The sequence below is a fragment of the Prevotella sp. P6B1 genome, from assembly GCF_000702825.1.
In the GTDB taxonomy this organism is placed as follows: domain Bacteria; phylum Bacteroidota; class Bacteroidia; order Bacteroidales; family Bacteroidaceae; genus Prevotella.
Map to the genome: position 1 here is coordinate 432,359 of NZ_JNKF01000012.1, position 20,440 is coordinate 452,798.

General features: G+C 47.9%; 11 protein-coding genes. 4 read left to right on the top strand and 7 right to left on the bottom strand.

The annotated features are described in order from the left end of the window. Positions 1–4 precede the first annotated feature (4 nt). Positions 5–3,028, bottom strand: coding sequence for a TonB-dependent receptor (locus T495_RS0108655; RefSeq protein WP_033148341.1), 3,024 nt, complete (start codon positions 3,026–3,028; stop codon positions 5–7). 280 nt (positions 3,029–3,308) lie between these two features. Between T495_RS0108655 and T495_RS0108660 the strand changes: the two genes are divergently transcribed. Beyond that, on the top strand, positions 3,309–6,047 hold the full coding sequence (locus tag T495_RS0108660; protein WP_051651951.1) for a hypothetical protein: 2,739 nt from the start codon (positions 3,309–3,311) through the stop codon (positions 6,045–6,047). On the opposite strand, the gene T495_RS0108665 is transcribed toward T495_RS0108660, so the two are convergent. Beyond that, positions 6,048–6,704, bottom strand: coding sequence for an AAA family ATPase (locus tag T495_RS0108665; protein WP_028902346.1), 657 nt, complete (start codon positions 6,702–6,704; stop codon positions 6,048–6,050). Between the two features lie 119 nt (positions 6,705–6,823). After that, positions 6,824–7,705 carry a prohibitin family protein gene (locus tag T495_RS0108670; protein WP_231480157.1) on the bottom strand — a complete coding sequence of 294 codons (882 nt, stop codon included), beginning with the start codon at positions 7,703–7,705 and terminating at the stop codon, positions 6,824–6,826. A 97-nt stretch (positions 7,706–7,802) separates the two neighbouring features. Between T495_RS0108670 and T495_RS0108675 the strand changes: the two genes are divergently transcribed. Beyond that, positions 7,803–10,793, top strand: coding sequence for a PEP/pyruvate-binding domain-containing protein (locus T495_RS0108675; RefSeq protein WP_028902348.1), 2,991 nt, complete (start codon positions 7,803–7,805; stop codon positions 10,791–10,793). Positions 10,794–10,824: 31 nt separating this feature from the next. Then, positions 10,825–13,341, top strand: coding sequence for a glycoside hydrolase family 9 protein (locus T495_RS0108680; RefSeq protein WP_033148342.1), 2,517 nt, complete (start codon positions 10,825–10,827; stop codon positions 13,339–13,341). Positions 13,342–13,351: 10 nt separating this feature from the next. Here the strand turns inward: T495_RS0108680 and T495_RS0108685 are convergent, their stop codons facing one another. Both T495_RS0108685 and T495_RS0108690 read right to left on the bottom strand, forming a co-directional pair. Then, the gene (locus T495_RS0108685; protein ID WP_033148464.1) at positions 13,352–14,857 is read right to left on the bottom strand and encodes a glutamine synthetase family protein; all 1,506 of its coding nucleotides are present in this window, start codon (positions 14,855–14,857) and stop codon (positions 13,352–13,354) included. Between the two features lie 49 nt (positions 14,858–14,906). After that, complete coding sequence (locus T495_RS0108690) at positions 14,907–16,406, bottom strand: carboxylesterase/lipase family protein (RefSeq protein WP_197020368.1); 1,500 nt, start codon at positions 16,404–16,406, stop codon at positions 14,907–14,909. 84 nt (positions 16,407–16,490) lie between these two features. On the opposite strand from T495_RS0108690, the gene T495_RS15905 reads away from it, so the two are divergent. Then, positions 16,491–16,937 (top strand): DUF6078 family protein, encoded by a 447-nt coding sequence (locus T495_RS15905; RefSeq protein ID WP_197020369.1) that lies wholly within the window; start codon positions 16,491–16,493, stop codon positions 16,935–16,937. Here the strand turns inward: T495_RS15905 and T495_RS0108700 are convergent. Together T495_RS0108700 and T495_RS0108705 are read right to left on the bottom strand one after the other, a co-directional pair. Beyond that, the gene (locus T495_RS0108700; protein WP_028902352.1) at positions 16,904–18,841 is read right to left on the bottom strand and encodes an ATP-binding protein; all 1,938 of its coding nucleotides are present in this window, start codon (positions 18,839–18,841) and stop codon (positions 16,904–16,906) included. The genes T495_RS15905 and T495_RS0108700 overlap by 34 nt on opposite strands. Then, entirely contained in the window at positions 18,838–20,337 is a 1,500-nt protein-coding gene (locus tag T495_RS0108705; protein WP_033148343.1) for a cache domain-containing protein, read from the bottom strand. The genes T495_RS0108700 and T495_RS0108705 overlap by 4 nt, the downstream gene beginning before the upstream one ends. Between the last annotated feature and the right edge of the window lie 103 nt (positions 20,338–20,440).

Genomic DNA, 20,440 nt, shown 5'->3' on the forward strand with positions numbered 1-20,440 from the left:
TAGATTAGAAATTGACTTGAACACCAAAAGTATAGGTAGATGTAAGCGGATATACGTTGGTATCCCAACCATCGGGATCGCTGATTTCCGGGGTGAAGGTGTTAGCAGAGAAGAGCGTCAAGGGACGGTCGGCAGTGACACTCAGGCGCAGGCTGGGCAGAGTATAGTTACCAATCTTCAACTTCTTGAGCGAATAGCCTAACGTGATATTCTGAATGCGGAAGAAGTCGGCATCCTCGATGAAGTAGGAATTCAGGCGCTGGTCGCTGACGTTCCAGCCCTTGGTGAGAGCCTTGGCCGAAGGATCGGTATTAGTAGAGCCCTCGCCAGTCCAACGGTTGGTGAACTGAGCCTCATCGAAGTTATAGTTACTCTGAGCATAGCGCAGTGCACGCTTACGATTGAAGATCTGTGCGCCCATCTGTCCGTAAGTAGAGAGCGAGAAATCAAGGTTCTTCCATTCGAAGCCCAGATTGATGCCATAAGTAAAGTTGGGCAGATAAGAGCCTAACACCTGACGGTCGTCACCAGTCAGCACACCATCGTGATTGGTGTCCTCGTACTTGAAATCGCCCGGTTCGAGTCCATTAGCTACAGCGATAGGATCGTTGGCCACCTCCTGGGCATTCTGATAAACGCCCACCACCTTGTAACCATAGAATGAGTTCATCTCCTCGCCAACGATGTTATACACCTTACCGTTGTTCACCATATTGGCACCATTCAGGCTCTTCACCTCGTTCCAGAGGAAGCTGAGATTCATACCTACATTGTACTTGAAGTCGTGACCGATGCGGTCGTTCCAGTTGGCACTCACGTCAATACCCTGATTCAGGATCTTACCATTGTTGCCAGCAAGTGTATCATTCTGGAAAGGCAGGCGTGTGCTGAGCACAGCATCCTTGGTCATACGATGGAAATAGTCGATATCGAGATTCAGGCGACTACGGAAAGCGCCTAAGTTCAGACCTACATTAGTTTCCTCAACCATTTCCCAACTCAACCAACTGAAATAAGTGGTATTCTGGAAACCTGGATAGGTGGCATTACCAAACACGCCTGAATTCCAGTTGCCAGTAGCAATAGAGGCGAAGCCATCGCTGGCAGCTACATGGTCGTTACCCAACTTACCCCAGCTGGCACGCAGCTTCATATAATCAATTGTCTTTATGTTGTTCTTGAAGAATGGTTCCTCACTGATTACCCACGAGGCACCTACTGATGGGAAATAGCCCCAGTGTTCCTGATACTTCGACGAGCCATCGGCACGGAATGTGAGCATGAGATAGTACTTCTCGGCATAGTTATAACTGAGACGACCGAAATAGCTCTGTCCACGATAGCGATAGCCACCCTCGCTCGACTTACGGCTCTCTTCGTCGCCCTGACCTACATACCAGTATTCTTCCTTACCTTCTGGCACATTCTTGGCTGTACCTGAAAGCAGATGATACTTTTCCTGGCGCATAGAGTAACCCAGCATGGCACCAAAGTTATGATTGCCCCAGCTATCATTATAGTTCAAAGTGTTATCCCAGATATAATTATTGAAAGTAGTGATGCTCTTAGTGAGACTACTGTTGTCGGTATGCAGTTGCTCGCTGATATAATACTTAGGAATAAAGACATAGCCCTCGATAGTAGAGTGATCGTAATTGACAGATGTCTTGACATGCAGTTTGCTGGGAATCAAGGTGAAGTCAGCATAGAAATTGCTCAGCATCTGCTCTGTGTTGTTCTTACTATGATAATAGGTAGCAGTAGCGATAGGATTATAGAAGTTGTTAGTAAAACCTACTGAAGATGGAGCTGCGAACGCTTCGGGAGTGGCGACTGTGTTCTGACTGTCGTACACCGGATAGATGCCAGGAGCATTGAAGGCCTGCTGCCAGGCATCATTATTGGGGTTAACCTGATTGGACTTTGAATAAACGCCATTGAAGCCAACCTTTAGCCAGTTAGCGGCATCAAAGTCGAGGGCGCCACGCAGGTTCATGCGTGAATAGCTGTTTTCCGTATCCATGATACCATTCTGATACAGGTAGTTAGCACCAACAGAATAGCTGACCTTCTCGCTACCACCACTCACTGATACTGCATGGTTGGTCATGATAGCATTGCGAAGCAGTTCGCTGTACCAGTCGGTATCGCTACCATAAGTCCAGTTATGGAAATCATCACTGGCATAGCTGCCACCATAACGATCGATGCTGGCCTTGAGATAAGGACTGTATGCATCGTAATCAGCCTCCATCAGCATCTGTCCATACTGACTTGAATTGGCCATCTTCAGAACATTAGTGGCATGCTGAACACCCAGATAGCTCTCATATCTGATCTGCGCCTGCTGGTTGCGTGTTCCCTTTTTGGTGGTGACTATAACCACACCATTGGCAGCACGTACACCATAGATTGCAGCAGCCGAGGCATCCTTCAGCACACTCAGGTCCTTGATATCACTGGGATTCAGGAAATTGATATTATCATAGAACATACCATCGACCACATAGAGAGGATCGCTGTTACTAAACGAACCATTACCACGAATGCGCACCGTAGGACCGGCACCAGGAATACCACTGCTCACCACATTGACACCAGCCACCTTACCCTGCATAGCAGCCATGGGCGACGTAGCCGGAATGTTAGCGATATCCTCTGCACGTACAACAACAATCGGAGATGTCAGGTCCTTAGCCTTGGCCGAACCGTAACCGATAGCCACCACCTCTTCAAGCATGGTTGAGTCGTCTTCCATATTAACCAACAGATTATCGCTGGCAGTCAGTGTCTTTGTCTTCATGCCAATAAATGAGATATCAAGCTTGGCACCTTTAGGTACATTGTTAAGAGAGAATTTGCCATCCAGGTCGGTCACTGTAGCAACTGTTGTGCCAGCTATCTTCACAGTGGCACCTATTACAGGTTCGCCAACAGCATCAAGCACCGTTCCTTTGATGGAGTTAGATTGAGCCCAGGCAAACTGAGCTACAATAGTTAGCAGAATTGAAAATAAGAATTTTTTCATATGAGTTAATAATTTGATTGGATAATGATTTTTTCGGCTGCAAAGATACTAACTTTTTCCAAACCTCGTTCTCTACATGGTACTACTCAATTACGATAGCGAGTAAGCCTACTACGATTTTACTACGACAGGCTCATTTAACACACTTATAATAAAGCAGTTACAGACAGCAACAAAATTAAGGACTTTTTTAAGATGCTCACAAGATTTCTACTTATTTGTTTGGAAGATTGGATGAAAAGCGTTAATTTTGCAGTCCATAAAACCAAGTTTCTAACTCATGAATTCAAATCATCGCATACGAGTGACGTACATACTGCTACTGATTACCATTGTGGTCGCATCGTTCCAAACGGTACGTGCAGAAAGCTTCGTCCCCATCCTGTCCAACTACACCTCATTCGACTATAATGCCGGATTACAGAACTGGTCGATAACACAAGACGAAAACGGCATAATCCATGTGGGCAACAACTCGGGGATGCTATCCTTTGACGGGTATCACTGGACTTTATCGCAGTTGCCAGGACAATTGGTGGCCCGATCGCTGATGGCCGATAGCAGTCGCATCTATGTAGGTTCTTATCAGCAGTTCGGTTACTTCGAACGTAAGCAGGACGGACAATATCATTATACCTCACTATGGAATCAGCTGAAGAACTATAAACCTCAAAACGATGAAATATGGAGCATCATCAAGATGCCGGATGGCCGTATCCTGTTTCAGGCCTTCTACTCCTGGTTTGAATACGATGGGAAGAACATAAAGGCACATGCAGCAGCCAACGCCAACCCGCTCAACATCTTCAGAATAGGACAGAACGTGTATGCGCAACTCATTGGAGGCGACTTCAGTCTGCTTCGTGGAAACGATTTCAAATCGGTCATCCTGCGTTCAGACGTTGGCGGAAGCAATGTGGTGGCAGCATTAGCATACGATAAGCATCATCTGCTTCTGGTTACAGAGTATAACGGTCTGTATCTTTATGACGGCAAAAAGGTTACCACCTTTCATACTGACATCGATGAGCAACTGCGTACCGACCAGCTCAACAGAGCCGTCATGACTCATCAGGGACATATCGTGATAGGAACGATACACAACGGTATATACGAATTATCGCACGAAGGCAAGAAGACATGGCACTTCAACACGGCATCGATGTTACATCAGAATACCATATTAGGGCTCTATTGTGATGATGACAATAATATATGGGCAGCATTAGATGCCGGCATAGCACTCGTTCATACGGGATCACCCTATTCATTATTATCAGGACAACTGGGTAGCGTACACGATGTCTATATGACAGGGCAGCAACTCTATATAGCCACCAATCAGAGCGCACATTACCTACAAGACCAACAATTAAACAGCATAGCCGGCACACAAGGACAGAACTGGCACCTGTCGCGTATTGACGACAATCTGGTGGTTGGTAATAACCAAGGATTACGACTGGTGAAAGGCGGCAGCAGTTCGCTCATCCCTAACGCCCCATCGGCTGGTAGTACAGCACTGGTACATTATAACATAAACAGCGAACAGGACTATCTGATAGAAGCAGGCTATACCTGTCTGAGCCTCTACAAGAAACGAGGAGAACACTGGGAGTTCAGTCATGTCATCAAAGGTTTTAGTGCACCAGTGAGCCAACTGGAAGTAGATGCCACAGGCGCTTTGTGGCTGTCGAACATGAATCAGGGCTGCTACCGCTTGGAGCTGACAGACGATCTGAGACAAGTCAAGAAGGAGAACTATATCCTACGCCTACATAAAGATGCAGACCAATCGCGTATCTTCGTCATGAAAATACGTGGCAAGATAGTATTATCCGACCTTCAAAAGCTTTACACAGTAGATGATCACGGAGAAATCACACCTTTCGATGCACTCAACCATGTGGCGGGACAGGCTATTATGTCGGCAACCATGGTTGACAACAACCACTTCTGGCTCTCGTCAGAGAGGGGGTATTCACTGATTGCCTACGAGGACGAGGTCTATCACGTGGTACGTCATATCCCCACCAGCCTTTTCGGGTTGGAATATGGAGGTCGGCACAATCGGGTACGCTGTTTTGACGGTATGGCCTATTTCTGTCTGAATGGCGGTGTGGGACGCTACGACATGAAACAGGAAACCTACCAAAGCAAACATCAACACCAGCTGATACTGCAAGCAGCCTACTATACAGACTGGGCAAACAACCGTCACCCCATGCCTGTCAGTGGAAATAACATCCTGTCAGAATCGAATGTCACCCTATGTTTCAGCTATCCCAACTACAATAACCAGCCACTGGTTTTTGTATGTCATTTAAAGCATGGCACCTCAGAGATAACTATTACCAGTAACGATCCGGAAATCCATCTCAACAACCTGGCGTATGGCGATTATGAGGTAACCTGCCAAGTAAAGGATTCTGAAGGAAAGGTTTACGCCGAAACACAATACAGTTTCAATCATGCCAAGCCCGTGTTACTATCATGGCCGATGATTACGATTTATATCCTACTATTAGGATTGTTCGGCTATCTCTATGCACGTTGGGAGACCAGCCGAGCATTAGAGAAGCAACACAAGAAAGCCGAAGAAGAACGCATTCGACAGGAACTCGAGTTGACCAAACAGCAACAAATCATCGAACAACAGCAGAAACTACTGCTGGAAAAACAACTACAAGACAAAGGGCGAGAACTGGCTACCATCTCCATGGAGGCCCTGAAAAGCAAGGACGCCATGGGAGATGACGAGTATTGGAAAGTATTCCGTGAGAATTTCGACTTAATACATAAGCAGTTCTTCCGCCATCTACGCGACGCATTCCCCAATCTAACTGCCAACGACCTGAAGTTCTGTGCCTATCTGAGACTCAATCTCAGTTCCAAGGAGATTGTAAACCTAACAGGCATCTCCATCCGTGGCGTAGAAGGAGCTCGTTATCGACTAAGAAAGAAGCTTGGCCTAAAAGAAGGCGACGACTTAGCTTCCTTCCTCATCGATTTCGAATAACTACTTGCTTGAGTTGTTGATATACTGCAGAATGATATCCACAATCTGATCCTCTGTATTGCCGTCGGCAGAGATAACGAGGTCGTAGTTGCGGGTGTCGTAGCGCGAGGTCTTAGCATATTCCTTCACATAGTTCTCACGCATCTGGTCGACCTTCTCAATTGTCTTGCGAGCCTCTTCTTCAGTCACATTCTGCTTGCGCATCACACGCTCAACACGGAAAGGCATTGAGGCCTGAATGAGAACGTTCAGGTGGTTGGGATGAGTGTGGAACACAAAGAAGCCTAACCTACCAGCTACAACACACGACTCATTCTCGGCAATGCCATTCAGAATCTGACGCTCTACCTGGTACATTTCCTGACTGGTGGGTTCGAAAGGCTTGTCGCCAGGTACAGCCAGTGTATAATTAGCAGTGGCTGCCTTACCATTACTCTCGAAGAGTGCACGTCTTAACTCGGCCCACCAACTATGGTTGCGCCCCTTTAAGCGCTCTATCTCTTCGACGCTGAGATTGTATTTATCCGTTAAGGTCTGAATGACAGCCTTATCATAATACTCTACCCCTAACTTCTCGGCTAACTTACGGCCAACGGTACGACCGCCACTGCCCAACTCACGATTAATCGTGATGACAAACTTCTCATTCTTATTCATAATATTAATAGTTTTACTTTGTCTGGGGGCAAAGATAAGACATTTCGACGAATAAAACAAGTTTTTCGTCTATTTTCTCATCACCTTACCGATTCGTCCACATGAAGTAGACCTACATATTACTTCTTAGCGCCACCAATCACTTTCGAGATATCCATCATCATGCCGCCATTGCCAGTCATGATCTGAGGCATCTTGCCATCCCACTTCTCGATCATATCCTCCTGTACAATCATGGGCGAGAGTGATGCTGCGATAGTACGATTGTAGTAAGCCTCGGCATCGGCCTTAATCTTCATAGCACGCGCATTTCCCTCGGCTTTGGCTACAGCTATCTTGGCGTTAGCCTCGGCTTCCTTCACCTCGTTTTCGGCCTTCAGGGCACTCTGGATAGCAGTATTCTTGGCATCGATCATTGAAAGCAGTGATGATGGTGGAGTGATCTTCGAGGTAAACTCCTCAACCAGGAATCCCTCTGACATCAACGACTTCTCCAAGCGGGCACGTACATCACGCTCAAAGTTGGCACGGTTAGACATCAGTGAATCAGAGGTGTACTGATTAGCACAGGTACGATAGGCTTCATAAATGCAAGTACGAATGTAGCCCTCCTCCAGTTCTTTCACACCTACACGATATTTCGTAAAGATGTCACAAGCCTTATCAGGGTTGATGCGATAGGCAATAGTAGGATCCATTTCGAAAAGTGAGGCATCCTTGGCATTCACAGAGAAGGTCTCGTACTGCTTACGCTGGGTAAACGTTGGATAGGTAAACACATTTGTGGTGATGGGATTATAGAAGACCCAACCTTTACAGGTGCCTTCAACGCCTCCGTAGTCCTGCTCATTGAGCGACCATTTGTGGAAACGGATACCCACCTCACCAGAGTCGACCACCGTGCAACAGGTGGCAAACAGAATCATAACCAACACAAATGCGCTGACAGCGTATGCCAACGGGCGGAAATAAGGTTTCATTGTCGAATTCATTGTATTCATAATTTTATCTCTTATAGTTGATACTGGCTGCAAAAATACAAATTTTCTCAGAAACCGCATCAATCTTTGCATTTTTTTTATATCTTTGCCCTCGATTATGGAAGAAGTTAGCAAAATACCACAGGAGTGGAATAAATTCTATCTGAAAGATGTGTCGTTCGTGAACCTGATGACACGACGCATCTTTAACGTACTGATTGTGGCCAATCCCTACGACGCATTCATGCTGGAGGACGACGGCCGTGTGGACGAAAAGATCTTCGACGAGTATATGGAACTGGGGTTGCGATACCCACCCACGTTCACGCAGGTATCGACTACCGAAGAGGCCAATAAGGTACTACATACCACCGACATCGATCTGGTGATATGTATGCCTGGTAATGCCGACAACGATGCCTTCACTGTGGCCCGAGAAATCAAGGCCGTACACCCCAGCATCCCTTGTGTGGTACTAACTCCATTCTCACATGGTATCACTAAACGTATTCAGGACGAGGACATGTCGGTGTTCGACTATGTGTTCTGCTGGTTGGGTAACACCAACCTCATTATGAGCATCATCAAGCTGATTGAGGATAAGATGAACATCGAACACGACATCAAGGAGGCCGGCGTACAGATGATTATGCTGGTAGAGGATAACATCCGATTCTATTCGAGCGTGCTTCCTAACCTTTACAACTATATCCTGGCTCAGAGTAAGCGATTCTCGACCGAGGCGCTGAACCCACATGCGGCTGCCCAGCGTAAGCGCGGGCGACCCAAGGTTGTGCTCGCCACCACTTATGAGGAGGCCATGCAATTGTACGAGAAGTATCACGAGAACACCTTAGGCGTGATTAGTGATACCCGATTCCCCATGCAAGTACATGAGGGGAGATTGAGCCACGTAGAGGAAGGCGACCCAGAGGCAGGATTAAAACTGCTTCGTGAGATTCGTCGCCGCGACGAATATGTCCCCTTGATTCTCGATTCATCAGAAATTGGCAACAAGGCCAAAGCCGAAGCCGAGGGATTCCACTTCATTGATAAGAACTCGACCAAGATGAATGTCGACCTTCACCACCTGATGGAGGAACATATGGGATTCGGCGATTTTATCTTCCGTGATCCGAAGACGAAAGAAGAGGTGTTCCGTGTCTCGTCTTTGAAAGAGCTGCAGGACAACATTTTTAAGATACCCTACGACTCTATGCTTTATCACGTGAGTCGTAACCACATGAGTCGCTGGCTGACAGCCCGTGCCATTTTCCCCGTATCGGCCTTTCTGAAGCAGGTCACATGGCACAAGCTACAGGATGTGGATGCCCACCGACAGATCATCTTCGATGCCATCGTACAGTACCGCAGAATGAAGAACATCGGCGTGGTAGCTGTATTCGACCGACTGAAGTTCGACCGCTACGCCCACTTCGCCCGTATTGGTGAAGGTTCGTTAGGTGGAAAAGGACGTGGTCTGGCATTCCTCGATCAGGTTATCAAGCGTCATCCCGAACTGAATCAGTTTGAGCAGGCACAAGTATCGATACCGAAGACAGTTGTACTATGTACCGACTTCTTCGACGAATTCATGGAGAAAAATAACCTCTACCCCATCGCCCTGAGCGACGCCAGCGACGAGGAGATTCTGCAGCACTTTATGCGTGCCCAGTTGCCCGACTCGCTGATAGCCGACTTCTTCACGTTCTTCGATGCCGTGAAGTCACCTATCGCGATACGCTCCAGTTCGCTGCTTGAGGACTCGCACTACCAGCCCTTCGCAGGTATCTATTCTACCTATATGATACCATATCTGAATGATAAGTACGAGATGCTACGCATGCTGGCCTGCGCCATCAAGGGCGTGTATGCATCAGTTTACTATAAGGATTCCAAAGCCTATATGCTGGCCACACAGAACGTCATCGACCAGGAGAAGATGGCAGTGATTCTGCAGGAGGTAGTAGGTAAGCAGTATGGTGATCTGTACTACCCCAACTTCAGCGGCGTACTGCGCTCACTGAACTACTACCCCATCGGCGACGAGACTGCCGAAGAGGGTATAGCCTCGTTGGCTGTAGGATTAGGAAAATACATTGTAGATGGCGGACAGACACTTCGTGTATCTCCATACCATCCCAAACAGGTACTCCAGACATCGGAGATGGAAACCGCTCTGAGCGAGACACAAACCCGATTCTACGCTCTCGACATGGCACATGTGGGCGATGATTTCAAGGTAGACGATGGTTTCAACATCAAAAAGGTACGTGTAAAACAGGCTGCCGAAGACGGTGCACTGACCTATTTAGCATCGACCTATGACCCCATCGATCAGGTGATTCGCGACGGTATCTACGAAGGTGGCCGCAAGGTTATATCTTTCTGTGGTGTGTTACAGCACGATGTATTCCCGCTGCCCGAACTATTGCAGATGTCGCAGAAGTTAGGCGCCGAAGAGATGAAGCGCCCCGTAGAGATTGAGTTTGCCTGCAATATCAACGATGACCGCACGGGGGAGTTCTACCTGCTACAGATACGTCCTATTGTGGATGCCAAGCAGGTGCTCGATGAAGACTTGCAACAGATTGCCGACAGCGATTGCCTGCTCAGATCGAACAACTCATTAGGGCATGGTATATCAGAAGATGTAGTGGATGTGGTTTATGTGAAGACCGATGATGACTTCACCGCAGTGAACAATCCTACCATCGCCTGTGAAATCGAGGAGATCAACCGCAAGTTCCTGCAAAGTGACAAGAACTACGTGCTGATAGGTCCGGGACGCTGGGGGTCGAGCGACTACTGGCTGGGAATTCCCGTGAAGTGGCCTCACATCTCTGCTGCCCGTGTCATTGTAGAAGTTGGACTGAAGAACTATCGTGTGGACCCCTCGCAGGGTACTCATTTCTTCCAGAATCTCACTTCCTTCGGCGTGGGCTACTTCACTATCAACACCTTTACCGGGGATGGTGTTTTCCAAAAAGAGGTTCTCGACCAGATGCCCGCCGTTGAAGAGACGCAGTTTGTACGCCACGTGCGCTTCGACCACCCGCTGAAAATCATGATGGACGGCAAAAAACAATCGGGCGTCGTACTTCTATAGCTATTATTATTCACCAACTAACAATATCAACATGAGAACAAAAGCCTTATTTACATGCCTGCTGGCAGCCACTACCATGGCTGCCCAACAATTCAAACTCAACAGTGACAGTTACTTCACATCAGGGGGTGTGGACGTTATGGCATTCAGCGACTTCTATCCAGAAGGACATCAGGGAGGAGTCAGTGTGCTGATGAACGGACACCGAGTGGCAACCAATGGCGATATCCGCATGGAAGCCACTCCTGGCCAATGGCAACCCGTACCGAAACAACTGAAACGCGAAGTAGCCAACGGCAATATCATAACCACACTCTGCTATCCTGACTCTTCGCGACATCTGACGGGATTCAACCCGATGGTCTATCCCGACTACCAGGTAGTCTATCAGGTTCGTGTAGAACCGCAAGGACGTAGTATTCTGGTAACCGTCGACTTAGATCGTCCCGTACCCGATTTCTTAATAGGAAAGGTGGGATTCAACCTTGAATTCTTCCCTGGCGATTTGTTTGGCAAACCTTGGATGATGGACACACAGACAGGTATCTATCCGCAACAGCCTAACGGCCCGCTGACAACCACCCATCCCAACCAAGGGCATCAAGGCAACTTCCATCCTGCCGGCAAGCCTCTAACCAATCTGAAGCAGTTGAACGGGAAAGGGTATAGCCCGATGATTGCCGATGACATCATCGCCTCACCTTATGCCGTAGGTCGTAAGTTCACATCAAGACCTGACGACCCGCTGTGCCGACTGACTATCGAATCGTTAACAGGCGACCTAAAGCTGTACGATGGTCGTATGAACCACAACAATGGTTGGTTTGTATTGCGAAGTGAGATTGCGAAAGATGCCACCAAAGGCGCTGTAAAATGGCTGATTACCCCGACAGTAGTACCCGATTGGCGTTATACGCCTGTCGTACAGACATCACAGATAGGTTATCATCCCAACCAGCCCAAACGCGCTATCATTGAGACCGATGCCAGAGAGCAGACCATCAATGAAGCCCGACTTCTGCTGATAGATGCCGATGGCGAACATGTAGCCAAGACCATTACCCCGCAACGCTGGGGCAAGTTCTTACGCTATCAGTATCTCACAGCCGACTTCAGCGATATCACCCAACCAGGCCTCTATCAGGTTAGCTATGGCAACAGTCGTTCATCGGTATTTCGTATTGCCAACGATGTGTACGACCGGGGAGTTTGGCAGCCTGTTATTGAGTATTTTCTACCTGTCCAGATGTGCCACATGCGCGTGGCCGAGAAATACCGTGTATGGCACGATGCTTGTCACATGGACGATGCGCTGATGGCACCTGCAGGAAATCATATTGACGGCTACGACCAAAAACCAGGGCTTTCCAAGTTTGAAGCATTGCAACCTGTACCAGGTGTGAATGTAGGCGGCTGGCACGATGCTGGCGACTTTGACCTGCGCATAGAATCACAAGCAGGTGAAGCTTATATCTTAGCTCTTGCCTACGAGGCATTCCATCCGGAGATAGATGTTACTGCCATCAATCAGGCACAACACCGTGTAGAGATTCACGAGCCTGATGGCCGTAACGACATGCTACAACAGATTGAAAACGGCGCACTAACCGTTGTCCGTTCTTATCAGGCCTTAGGCAGACTCTATCGGGGTATCATCTGCAATAATGTACGCCAATATGTACTTCTGGGCGATGCTTCGGCTATGACCGACGGTATCAGTGGTAATGACGACGATCGCTGGATTTTCACTGAAGACAATCCCATGCGAGCCCTTTCAACTGTAGCCCAATTGGCAGGTGCCTCACGTGTCTTAAAGGGATTCAACGATGCACTAAGCAAGGAGTGCTTACAGATAGCCACAGACGTTTACAGCCAGACCAACGTGACTGGTTGGATGGAGGCCGTCAAACTGCAAGCGGCTGTTGAGCTATATCTTACAACAGGCGAGAAGCCATACCTCGACTTTGTACTCAACCATCAGGATATGATTATAAAAGGAATCGGACGCACAGGCTGGTTCACAGCCCGACTGGTTCAGAAGATTACTGGCAGCAAGGACAAGCGCATCCGTAAGTTCGTAGCAAATTTCCGTACTGCCCTGACTGACTATAAGGGTTTGCTTGATAAGCAGTCGGCAGAAACACCATATGGTGTACCCTACCGCCCCAATATCTGGGGAGCAGGATGGGATATCCAGCGTTTCGGCTTCGAATATTATTTCCTCACATCGGCTTATCCCGACATATTCCCAGCCTCTACAGTCTACAATGCACTTAACTTTATATTGGGTTGTCATCCTGGCAGCAATGGAGCCTCGTTCGCATCGGGAGTGGGTGCGAAATCGGCTACCGTAGCCTATGGACTGAACCGTGCCGACTGGTCGTATATCCCAGGAGGTGTAGTATCAGGTACAGCCCTGATACGTCCTGACTTCCCAGAACTTCTGGAGTTCCCATTCCTATGGCAACAGACAGAATACGTACTGGGCGGCGGATCGTCACATTACATGTTCCTAGTCCTCGCCGCCCAGCAGTTATTAAAGCAATAAACGAATGTCTTTAGCCGCAATGGAAGTATTGCGTTACTAATTTTTGGATTTCCTCCGGATAATTCTCAATCGTCTGACGAAGGTTCCTATCATCGAAGGCTCGCAATTGAGCGATGATACCATCGATCATTGCTGGTGAAAAAACCCCGTAATCCTCGAATACCCTTCGCTGACGATTGAGATAATCGGCAGAAGCTACACACGAATCAGGCAACTGTGCCAGATTAGCCAATCGGTCAGCATTCTCACTTGCATGGATGTTGACATTGACGTAGGTCTTCTCGGCCAACTTCAACGCGCCGTCCATCTCGAAGCCATAACGACATGCCACACAGAGACCGGCTAACAACTGATAGATGTCGGCCGAACCATCTGGCGAGCGCATCTCAACAGTCTGCTTGATACTTGTATCATAACTATGCTGTGACTCTAACGGATTTGCGGCATAACACATATCCACATCTGCAGCCCAACCTAACGGCACACGTACCAGCACCGAACGGTTTCTGTCGCCCCAGCACACATTGGTAGGCGCTTCCTGGTGAGGAACCAGACGGAAGTAACTGGTAGGATTCTTGTTACCAAAAGCCGTAATAGAAGGTGCGAGCACCATCATGCCTGCTATCATCTTGCGGGCTGCCTGACTCAACACACCATTCTCCAGCATCTGGTTCTTGCCATCCTTCATCATACGCATGTGGATATGCAGGCCAGAGCCAGCTTTCCCTGTTGTAATCTTTGGTGCGAAAGTCACATCATAGCCTAGCTGGTAGCCAAGGTTGCGAATCACCCACTTTGCAATCATCAGTTGATCAGCAGCCAGCTCCACATCTACTGGCAGAAACTCTATCTCGTTCTGCTCGTAGTTCTTACCATCCAAACAGAAGTTGCCCACCTCTGAGTGACCGTACTTAATCTGTCCGCCTGCCTGCGCAATATACTGCATACAACGGGTACGGAACTCATTGGCCTTAGCATATGGGGCCGACTCATGATAGCCGCGCTGATCCTGGGCAGGAAACATACCCTCATTGTCGCTAATCACATAATACTCTAGTTCGCCCATGGCCTGAAACTCCATCCCTGTTACCTGTCGGAATGCTTCTGCTGCTTTGTGCAAAGTATGCTCGGGCGACGACTCCAACGGATTGCCATCCTTATCGAAGAACGAACAGAGCATTGAAACCGTAGGGATCTCTGCAAACGGATCAACGAAAGCCGTACGGAACCGAGGCAGTACATACAGATCGCTCGAATCAGCCTGGACAAATGAGAACAGGCTGCTGCCATCCACCCGCTCACCACATGTCAGTATGGTATCGAGATAAGCCAGATCGTTAATTACGAAGTTAAGTGTTTTCAACTTACCATCGCCACCTGGATACATAAAGTTCACCATACGGATGTCGTTTTTAACGATATAATCAATAATATCGTCCTTTGCAAATTCTGCTGCGGGCTTCTGGAGTGCCACAACAATGGGGTTGGCATTCATAATAAGATGTCGGTTATTCATCATTGTTTTTCTGTGTTATATTGTTTTTATTATGTAGAAACGCATCAAGCTACTTAAAGCAGTGGCGGTTGATGATTTGCTGCAACTGGCGGTCGGGATTGTTGCGGATATAGCAACGATGATCGAACACCATCAGTTCGCCATTTACTGCCGAATAAGGATGCCAGCCTGGTAAGTCTTTGATATTGGGGTTACCGGTATGGGCAAACTGCGCCCAAGCACTGCTCATCTTATCAGCCAACTGCAGATCCTGAGCCGATGGCTGTGGCAACTCATTAGGTGATTGGTGCAGAGTGTTGAAGCAGAACTTCAACTCATGTCCATGTACCGAGCCCTTGTTTACAGGCGATCGCCAGGTGAACATATACATATAGGTAGGCGCCTTACGACTCTTGGTCATGGCATCGGCGGTGATCAGTGTTTTAGGACGGAACAGCCAGTCGATACACAGCAAATCCTGTGGCACATAGTCGGGATGTGCCTTGGCAAAGGCTGCGATATAAGCATCGGTATCATCGCCAAAGGTGGCCTTCAGCTGCTCACGAGCCTCATCCTCGGTCATAGGCTGATCATAACGCAGGCGCTGCAACTCGTTGAAAGTGGTACCAATCATTACAGGGATATCATCAGATATCGAGGCGAATGAAGGTTGGAAGGGCTGCTGTAATAGCACCTTGCCATCGGGCGTAGGTCCGAAACCCCACATCATGGGCGTTCCAGGCTTGCGGGTACCGATACTGGCAGCCATCGCACGCTGACCCGCATCATACAACTGCTGGTAAGGCACATCTTTTATCTTATCCACATCGGCCTCAGCTATGCCAAGCTCCTTCAGCACAGCTTTACCGAGTGTCTGTGTCATCTCGTAGCTGTTCACGTTCAGGATGGTGCCACTCATAATAATGGCTTTATGGAACAAACCTTTGGCCTGAGGCATACACATCAGCGTGCCTACCTTACCGCCACCACCCGACTCGCCGAACACAGTTACGTTCTTAGGGTCGCCACCAAAGTTAGCGATATTATCGCGAATCCACTTCAAGGCCTGCACCACATCGAGCATACCTACATTACCCGAGTATTCGTATTTCTTAGATACTGCCGAGAGGTCGAGGAACCCCAGGATGTTCAGACGGTGGTTGATGCTTACCACTACCACATCCTTCTTAGCCAACTGCATGCCAGGATTCCAGGCAGACGTGCCCGAATCGAAACCACCACCATGCAGCCACAGCATCACTGGCTTACGGGCTTTCAGGTCGGTACTCCACACATTCAGTACACACGAGTTCTTCTCCGACATCTCATCCTCAGAGAGCTGCTGCCCCCACGTCTGCTGCATCACCTGCGGTCCCCAGTGGTCGCACTTACGTACGCCTTTCCACTTATCCACAGGCAAAGGTGGCATCAGTCGCTCCACCTTTGCATAGGGGATACCCAACCACGCCATCGTGCCTTCCTGTATAATACCACTCACTTTTCCACATGTAGTACTGACTACTGGTACATGACATTCTTGTGCCATTGCCACACCTGTCAACAACAGCATACTTATGAGACTTATAGCTATCTTTTTCATCATCATGGGGCAAAGGTACAAAAAAATCTTAATTAATTACACATTATACATAAAATGTCGAAAAAAGTAATTACCTTTATCGCCATGAAAGATAAAGTAGATCACTATACCATCTGTTTTATCGACCAGTGCCCACTCCACAGGTGCTGCCTACGATGGTTGGTTGGCCAATACGCCGACCCAAGTCGTAATGTCTACCTTGCTATCAATCCGCACAACCCGTTAATGGGAAGTGATAATTGCCCGGAGTTTCGTCAAAACGTACGCGTGGTGATGAAACGTGGCTTTACCAACATGTACCACGACATGCCGGGATACATGGAAAAACGCATCCGCGACCAGCTGATTGAGGTATTTGGCCGCAAACAGTATTTCGAGATGCGCAAAGGTATACGCCAGATTACACCCGATCAGCAAAAGCAGATTGAGAGCGTTTGCCGCAGAAACGGTTGGCAAGGGCCCATCAACTACGATGCTGATGAAGATGATTGGCTGTGGTAGAGTTCAAAGACGAATCGGCATCCCTCATGATAGGTGGTGTCGAGATAGAAGTTTCCACCAAGAGTCTGCGCATGACGCTTAGTAAGCGGCAAACCCAATCCTAAGCCTTCACTGAAATCATCGACCTTCGTAAAGAACTCAAAGAGATGTTCGCGATCGGCCTCAGCAATGCCTTTACCTGTATCCTGCACTATAAAACGAACAGAGGTATCTGTACCGACCACCTGCAACAGGATGTGCTGTCCATCGGAATAGCGCACAGAATTGTTTAACAGCTCCTGCAGACTGAATACAAGCAACTGGCGATTGGTAGACAAGCACAAATCATCGGGCACATCGGTCTGGAAACCGATGGTAACCTCGGGAGTATGTGCATTGATGAAGTCAACCGCTTCGCGTGCCGCCTCATTACATGCTATCAGTTCACAAGTATCACGTCCCTCTGTCTCAGCTTTACCTGTATCTGAACTATCAAAAAGCATCATCACCATACGCACCAGCAACTTGGAGTTGTGGTCCATGGTAAGGGCAATGCCTCTGATCTCCTCCTCACCCAACTCCTCGTTAAGAGAGCCATTGCCCACCGGACTATTCAATACCTGAGCAAATCCCATGATGATGTTGAGCGGTGTACGTATCTGATGCGTAACATTCTGAATGAAAATAGTCTTACGCCGTTCAGCCTCAACCACTAACTGGGTGGTATGCTCCAGTTCACGGTTGTAACGCTTGTTCTGATCGGTAGCAGCCCGCACACTATCGATGTAGTAATTCAACGACTTGAGCATGGTTGAAAAACTATTCTGCAGGCCACCGATCACGTCTATTCGATTCGTATGAGGTATATCCACATCCAGGTGCCCTTGAGAAACAGCCCTTGCTTGAGTAAGCAATTCACCAAGTGGACGAAGCGACACAGTGACTGCCTCATAGCAGTTGACAACAATGATAACCAATCCAATGAAAAGCAACACAAGCACAATATAGGTGAGCCGATAATAGCCACTGAGAATATCGCTGTCGGGACACACGATGGCCAGACTCCAGTTGGTACCAGCGACTGGCATATAGCTCACTAACGAGAGTTTGTCCTGTAGTCGCACCTGCATACATCCCGTATTGCCCTTGGTCATCTCGTAGCCCAAAGCTAACAGATCGGACTGGCGCTGAGGATCGGCACCGGAAAAAATGGTCTTGCTAAACAAGCGTGTCGAATCAGGATGTCCCACATAGCGTCCCTGCTCATCAATCATGATGAAATAAGAGTGAGGATAAGGTTTCTCCTCTGCGAGCACTTGCGAAATATGCAGTAGCGACATCTCGATGGTAATAAGTCCCAAGAATCGCTTTTTTGCATCGTAGAGCGGATGGCTATAGGCAGCCATCATACCATCCTCTTTAAGGTCGAGGGTATTATCCTCGTCGTAATACACCACCCAGCCAGGTTTCTGCTGAGCGCGCGGCACACTATACCATCGGCGCCCGAAATAATTGTAATCAGTCTCGAGCGTAGTGGTGACACCACCCTTTTCACGGATAGAATAAGCCATGAATCGATCAGGATAGCCCGAGACCACATGCGGTTCTGTGCTGATTGCACAGCCGTCGACAAAGGGATTCATCTGTGTAATGCGATTCGACAAATGAAGCAGCGAATCGGCGACCAACGATTGCTCTGCCACCCGAGCATGTGTATTGGTTGCAGTCTCGACAGTAATCAAATAACGACGAATACGGTGCATGGCATGATTAAGTACGCCATTTGCAAGATCAACAGCCTCATCGCGTACCATCTTACGCGATTGCCAAAACAGAACACCGACAGAGGCCATGAAGATAGGGATTGCCAAGCCTAATACCCACAGAACAACTTTGGCTGGGAACGATTGACGAATGTTAATCATGACTCACCTCCTTTCTCCTGTATTTGTTCCTCCTCTGAACTATTAATCAGACTATTAAGTACACGGGTAATGGCTACACCGTTTTGCTGGATATGCTCGACTAACGTTCCTACCTCATTCTTTTGACTGTCCTCATCGTATTGACACAGGGCCGTCACATCTTCATCGATAGCCCATGCAGGTGCCACCATTTGATTGGTCATATTATGCATGAACACCGTCTTCATATTATCGGCCTTACGAGCTTGTTGATAAGCTTCTTGCAGCTCTGTACTATGTTTCTGAATAGAAGAGGTAATCTCGTTAAGTTCACTGATATTAGCAGCTACCGACCGCTGCATACGCTGGAAGTTGTACTGCAACTTACCGATCTCGTCGATATTCGGACTAGTAGGAATGGGCTCATCATAATGTCCCTGAGCAATACGCTCGGTACGTTCCTTCAGCATGCTAAGTGGTCGCAAGCGATGACGAATAATCAAGCGAATATGCAAATACAGTAGCACCATACCAACAACAGCTATGATCAAGACGTAGTTAAACAAACGATTATAATCGCCGAATATATCCTCTTCAGAAAAAACCACACCTAAACTCCACCCTAAATCACCAACGTCACGATAAGGAAAATCGACCAGTTCAAAGGGTTGATAAAACAAATAAAACTTACGCCCATCGATATTGAATGGTAAATAGCCAGAACCGCCGTTCATCATCGTCTCAACAGCCTGATGTACCGATTCGCCAGGCATGTTTAAAGCAGAAAAATTGAACAGATTCTCACCCACGGGATGAACGATAAACGAGCCATCGCGATCCAACAATGCGCAATACGAATTGGGTGATGGCTTGGCTGCAGCCATGACGCCCGATAACAAACTGAGCGAGACGTTAACACTGATGACACCTATCGGCTGCTTGTCTCTGCCGGCTATGGGCATACAGAACGAGGTGACGGGCTGAATGCCTGTTGAATCAAAGTCTGCCAACGGATTGAGCCAGGTAGCCATCCCTGTTGACATAGGCTTGGTGAACCACGCCTGTTCAGTATAAGGTTTGTTACCAAAGCTGGACTCACTGATTAGAGGCGCCGCAGTCTCAGGTTTAAGACTATCACCATGATGGACATAGGCCATGTACAGCTGGTGTCCTTTGAAATAATCGGGCTTGAACGCAATGGCGCACCCGCTCACATAAGGATTTGCTTCAACAATCCGTCGAGCATAGGTGTACATCATCTCTGGATTGTCGTACTTCATATTAATATAGGTATTACCCGCCGTCTCTTCGACACTCAACATGATATTGTCGATATTGGTCATCGCTCGGTTCAGTGTAACTGTCGCCCGATTCAACGCATCCTCCTTCATGGCCTTGCGTGAAAAGAACAGCATGACGAGTAGTGTGATTGTGAGCAGAAGTGACATCGCTAACACAATCATCAGGCTGATACGCAATGGCAGATCGCGTTTGATGTAAGTAGTTAGTCGTGACATAATTAAAAAGCAAAAGTTAATAGATATACATATCTGGTGCAAATATAAGAAAAAGATTTCAAAAAAAGAGGTTCAAATCACAAAAAGTTACGCAAATTGATAG

Coding starts and splice junctions, on each gene's coding strand:
- T495_RS0108655 (WP_033148341.1), bottom strand. CDS start 3,028: ATGAAAAAATTCTTATTTTCAATTCTGCTAACTATTGTAGCTCAGTTT.
- T495_RS0108660 (WP_051651951.1), top strand. CDS start 3,309: ATGAATTCAAATCATCGCATACGAGTGACGTACATACTGCTACTGATT.
- T495_RS0108665 (WP_028902346.1), bottom strand. CDS start 6,704: ATGAATAAGAATGAGAAGTTTGTCATCACGATTAATCGTGAGTTGGGC.
- T495_RS0108670 (WP_231480157.1), bottom strand. CDS start 7,705: ATGAATACAATGAATTCGACAATGAAACCTTATTTCCGCCCGTTGGCA.
- T495_RS0108675 (WP_028902348.1), top strand. CDS start 7,803: ATGGAAGAAGTTAGCAAAATACCACAGGAGTGGAATAAATTCTATCTG.
- T495_RS0108680 (WP_033148342.1), top strand. CDS start 10,825: ATGAGAACAAAAGCCTTATTTACATGCCTGCTGGCAGCCACTACCATG.
- T495_RS0108685 (WP_033148464.1), bottom strand. CDS start 14,857: ATGAATAACCGACATCTTATTATGAATGCCAACCCCATTGTTGTGGCA.
- T495_RS0108690 (WP_197020368.1), bottom strand. CDS start 16,406: ATGCTGTTGTTGACAGGTGTGGCAATGGCACAAGAATGTCATGTACCA.
- T495_RS15905 (WP_197020369.1), top strand. CDS start 16,491: ATGTCGAAAAAAGTAATTACCTTTATCGCCATGAAAGATAAAGTAGAT.
- T495_RS0108700 (WP_028902352.1), bottom strand. CDS start 18,841: ATGATTAACATTCGTCAATCGTTCCCAGCCAAAGTTGTTCTGTGGGTA.
- T495_RS0108705 (WP_033148343.1), bottom strand. CDS start 20,337: ATGTCACGACTAACTACTTACATCAAACGCGATCTGCCATTGCGTATC.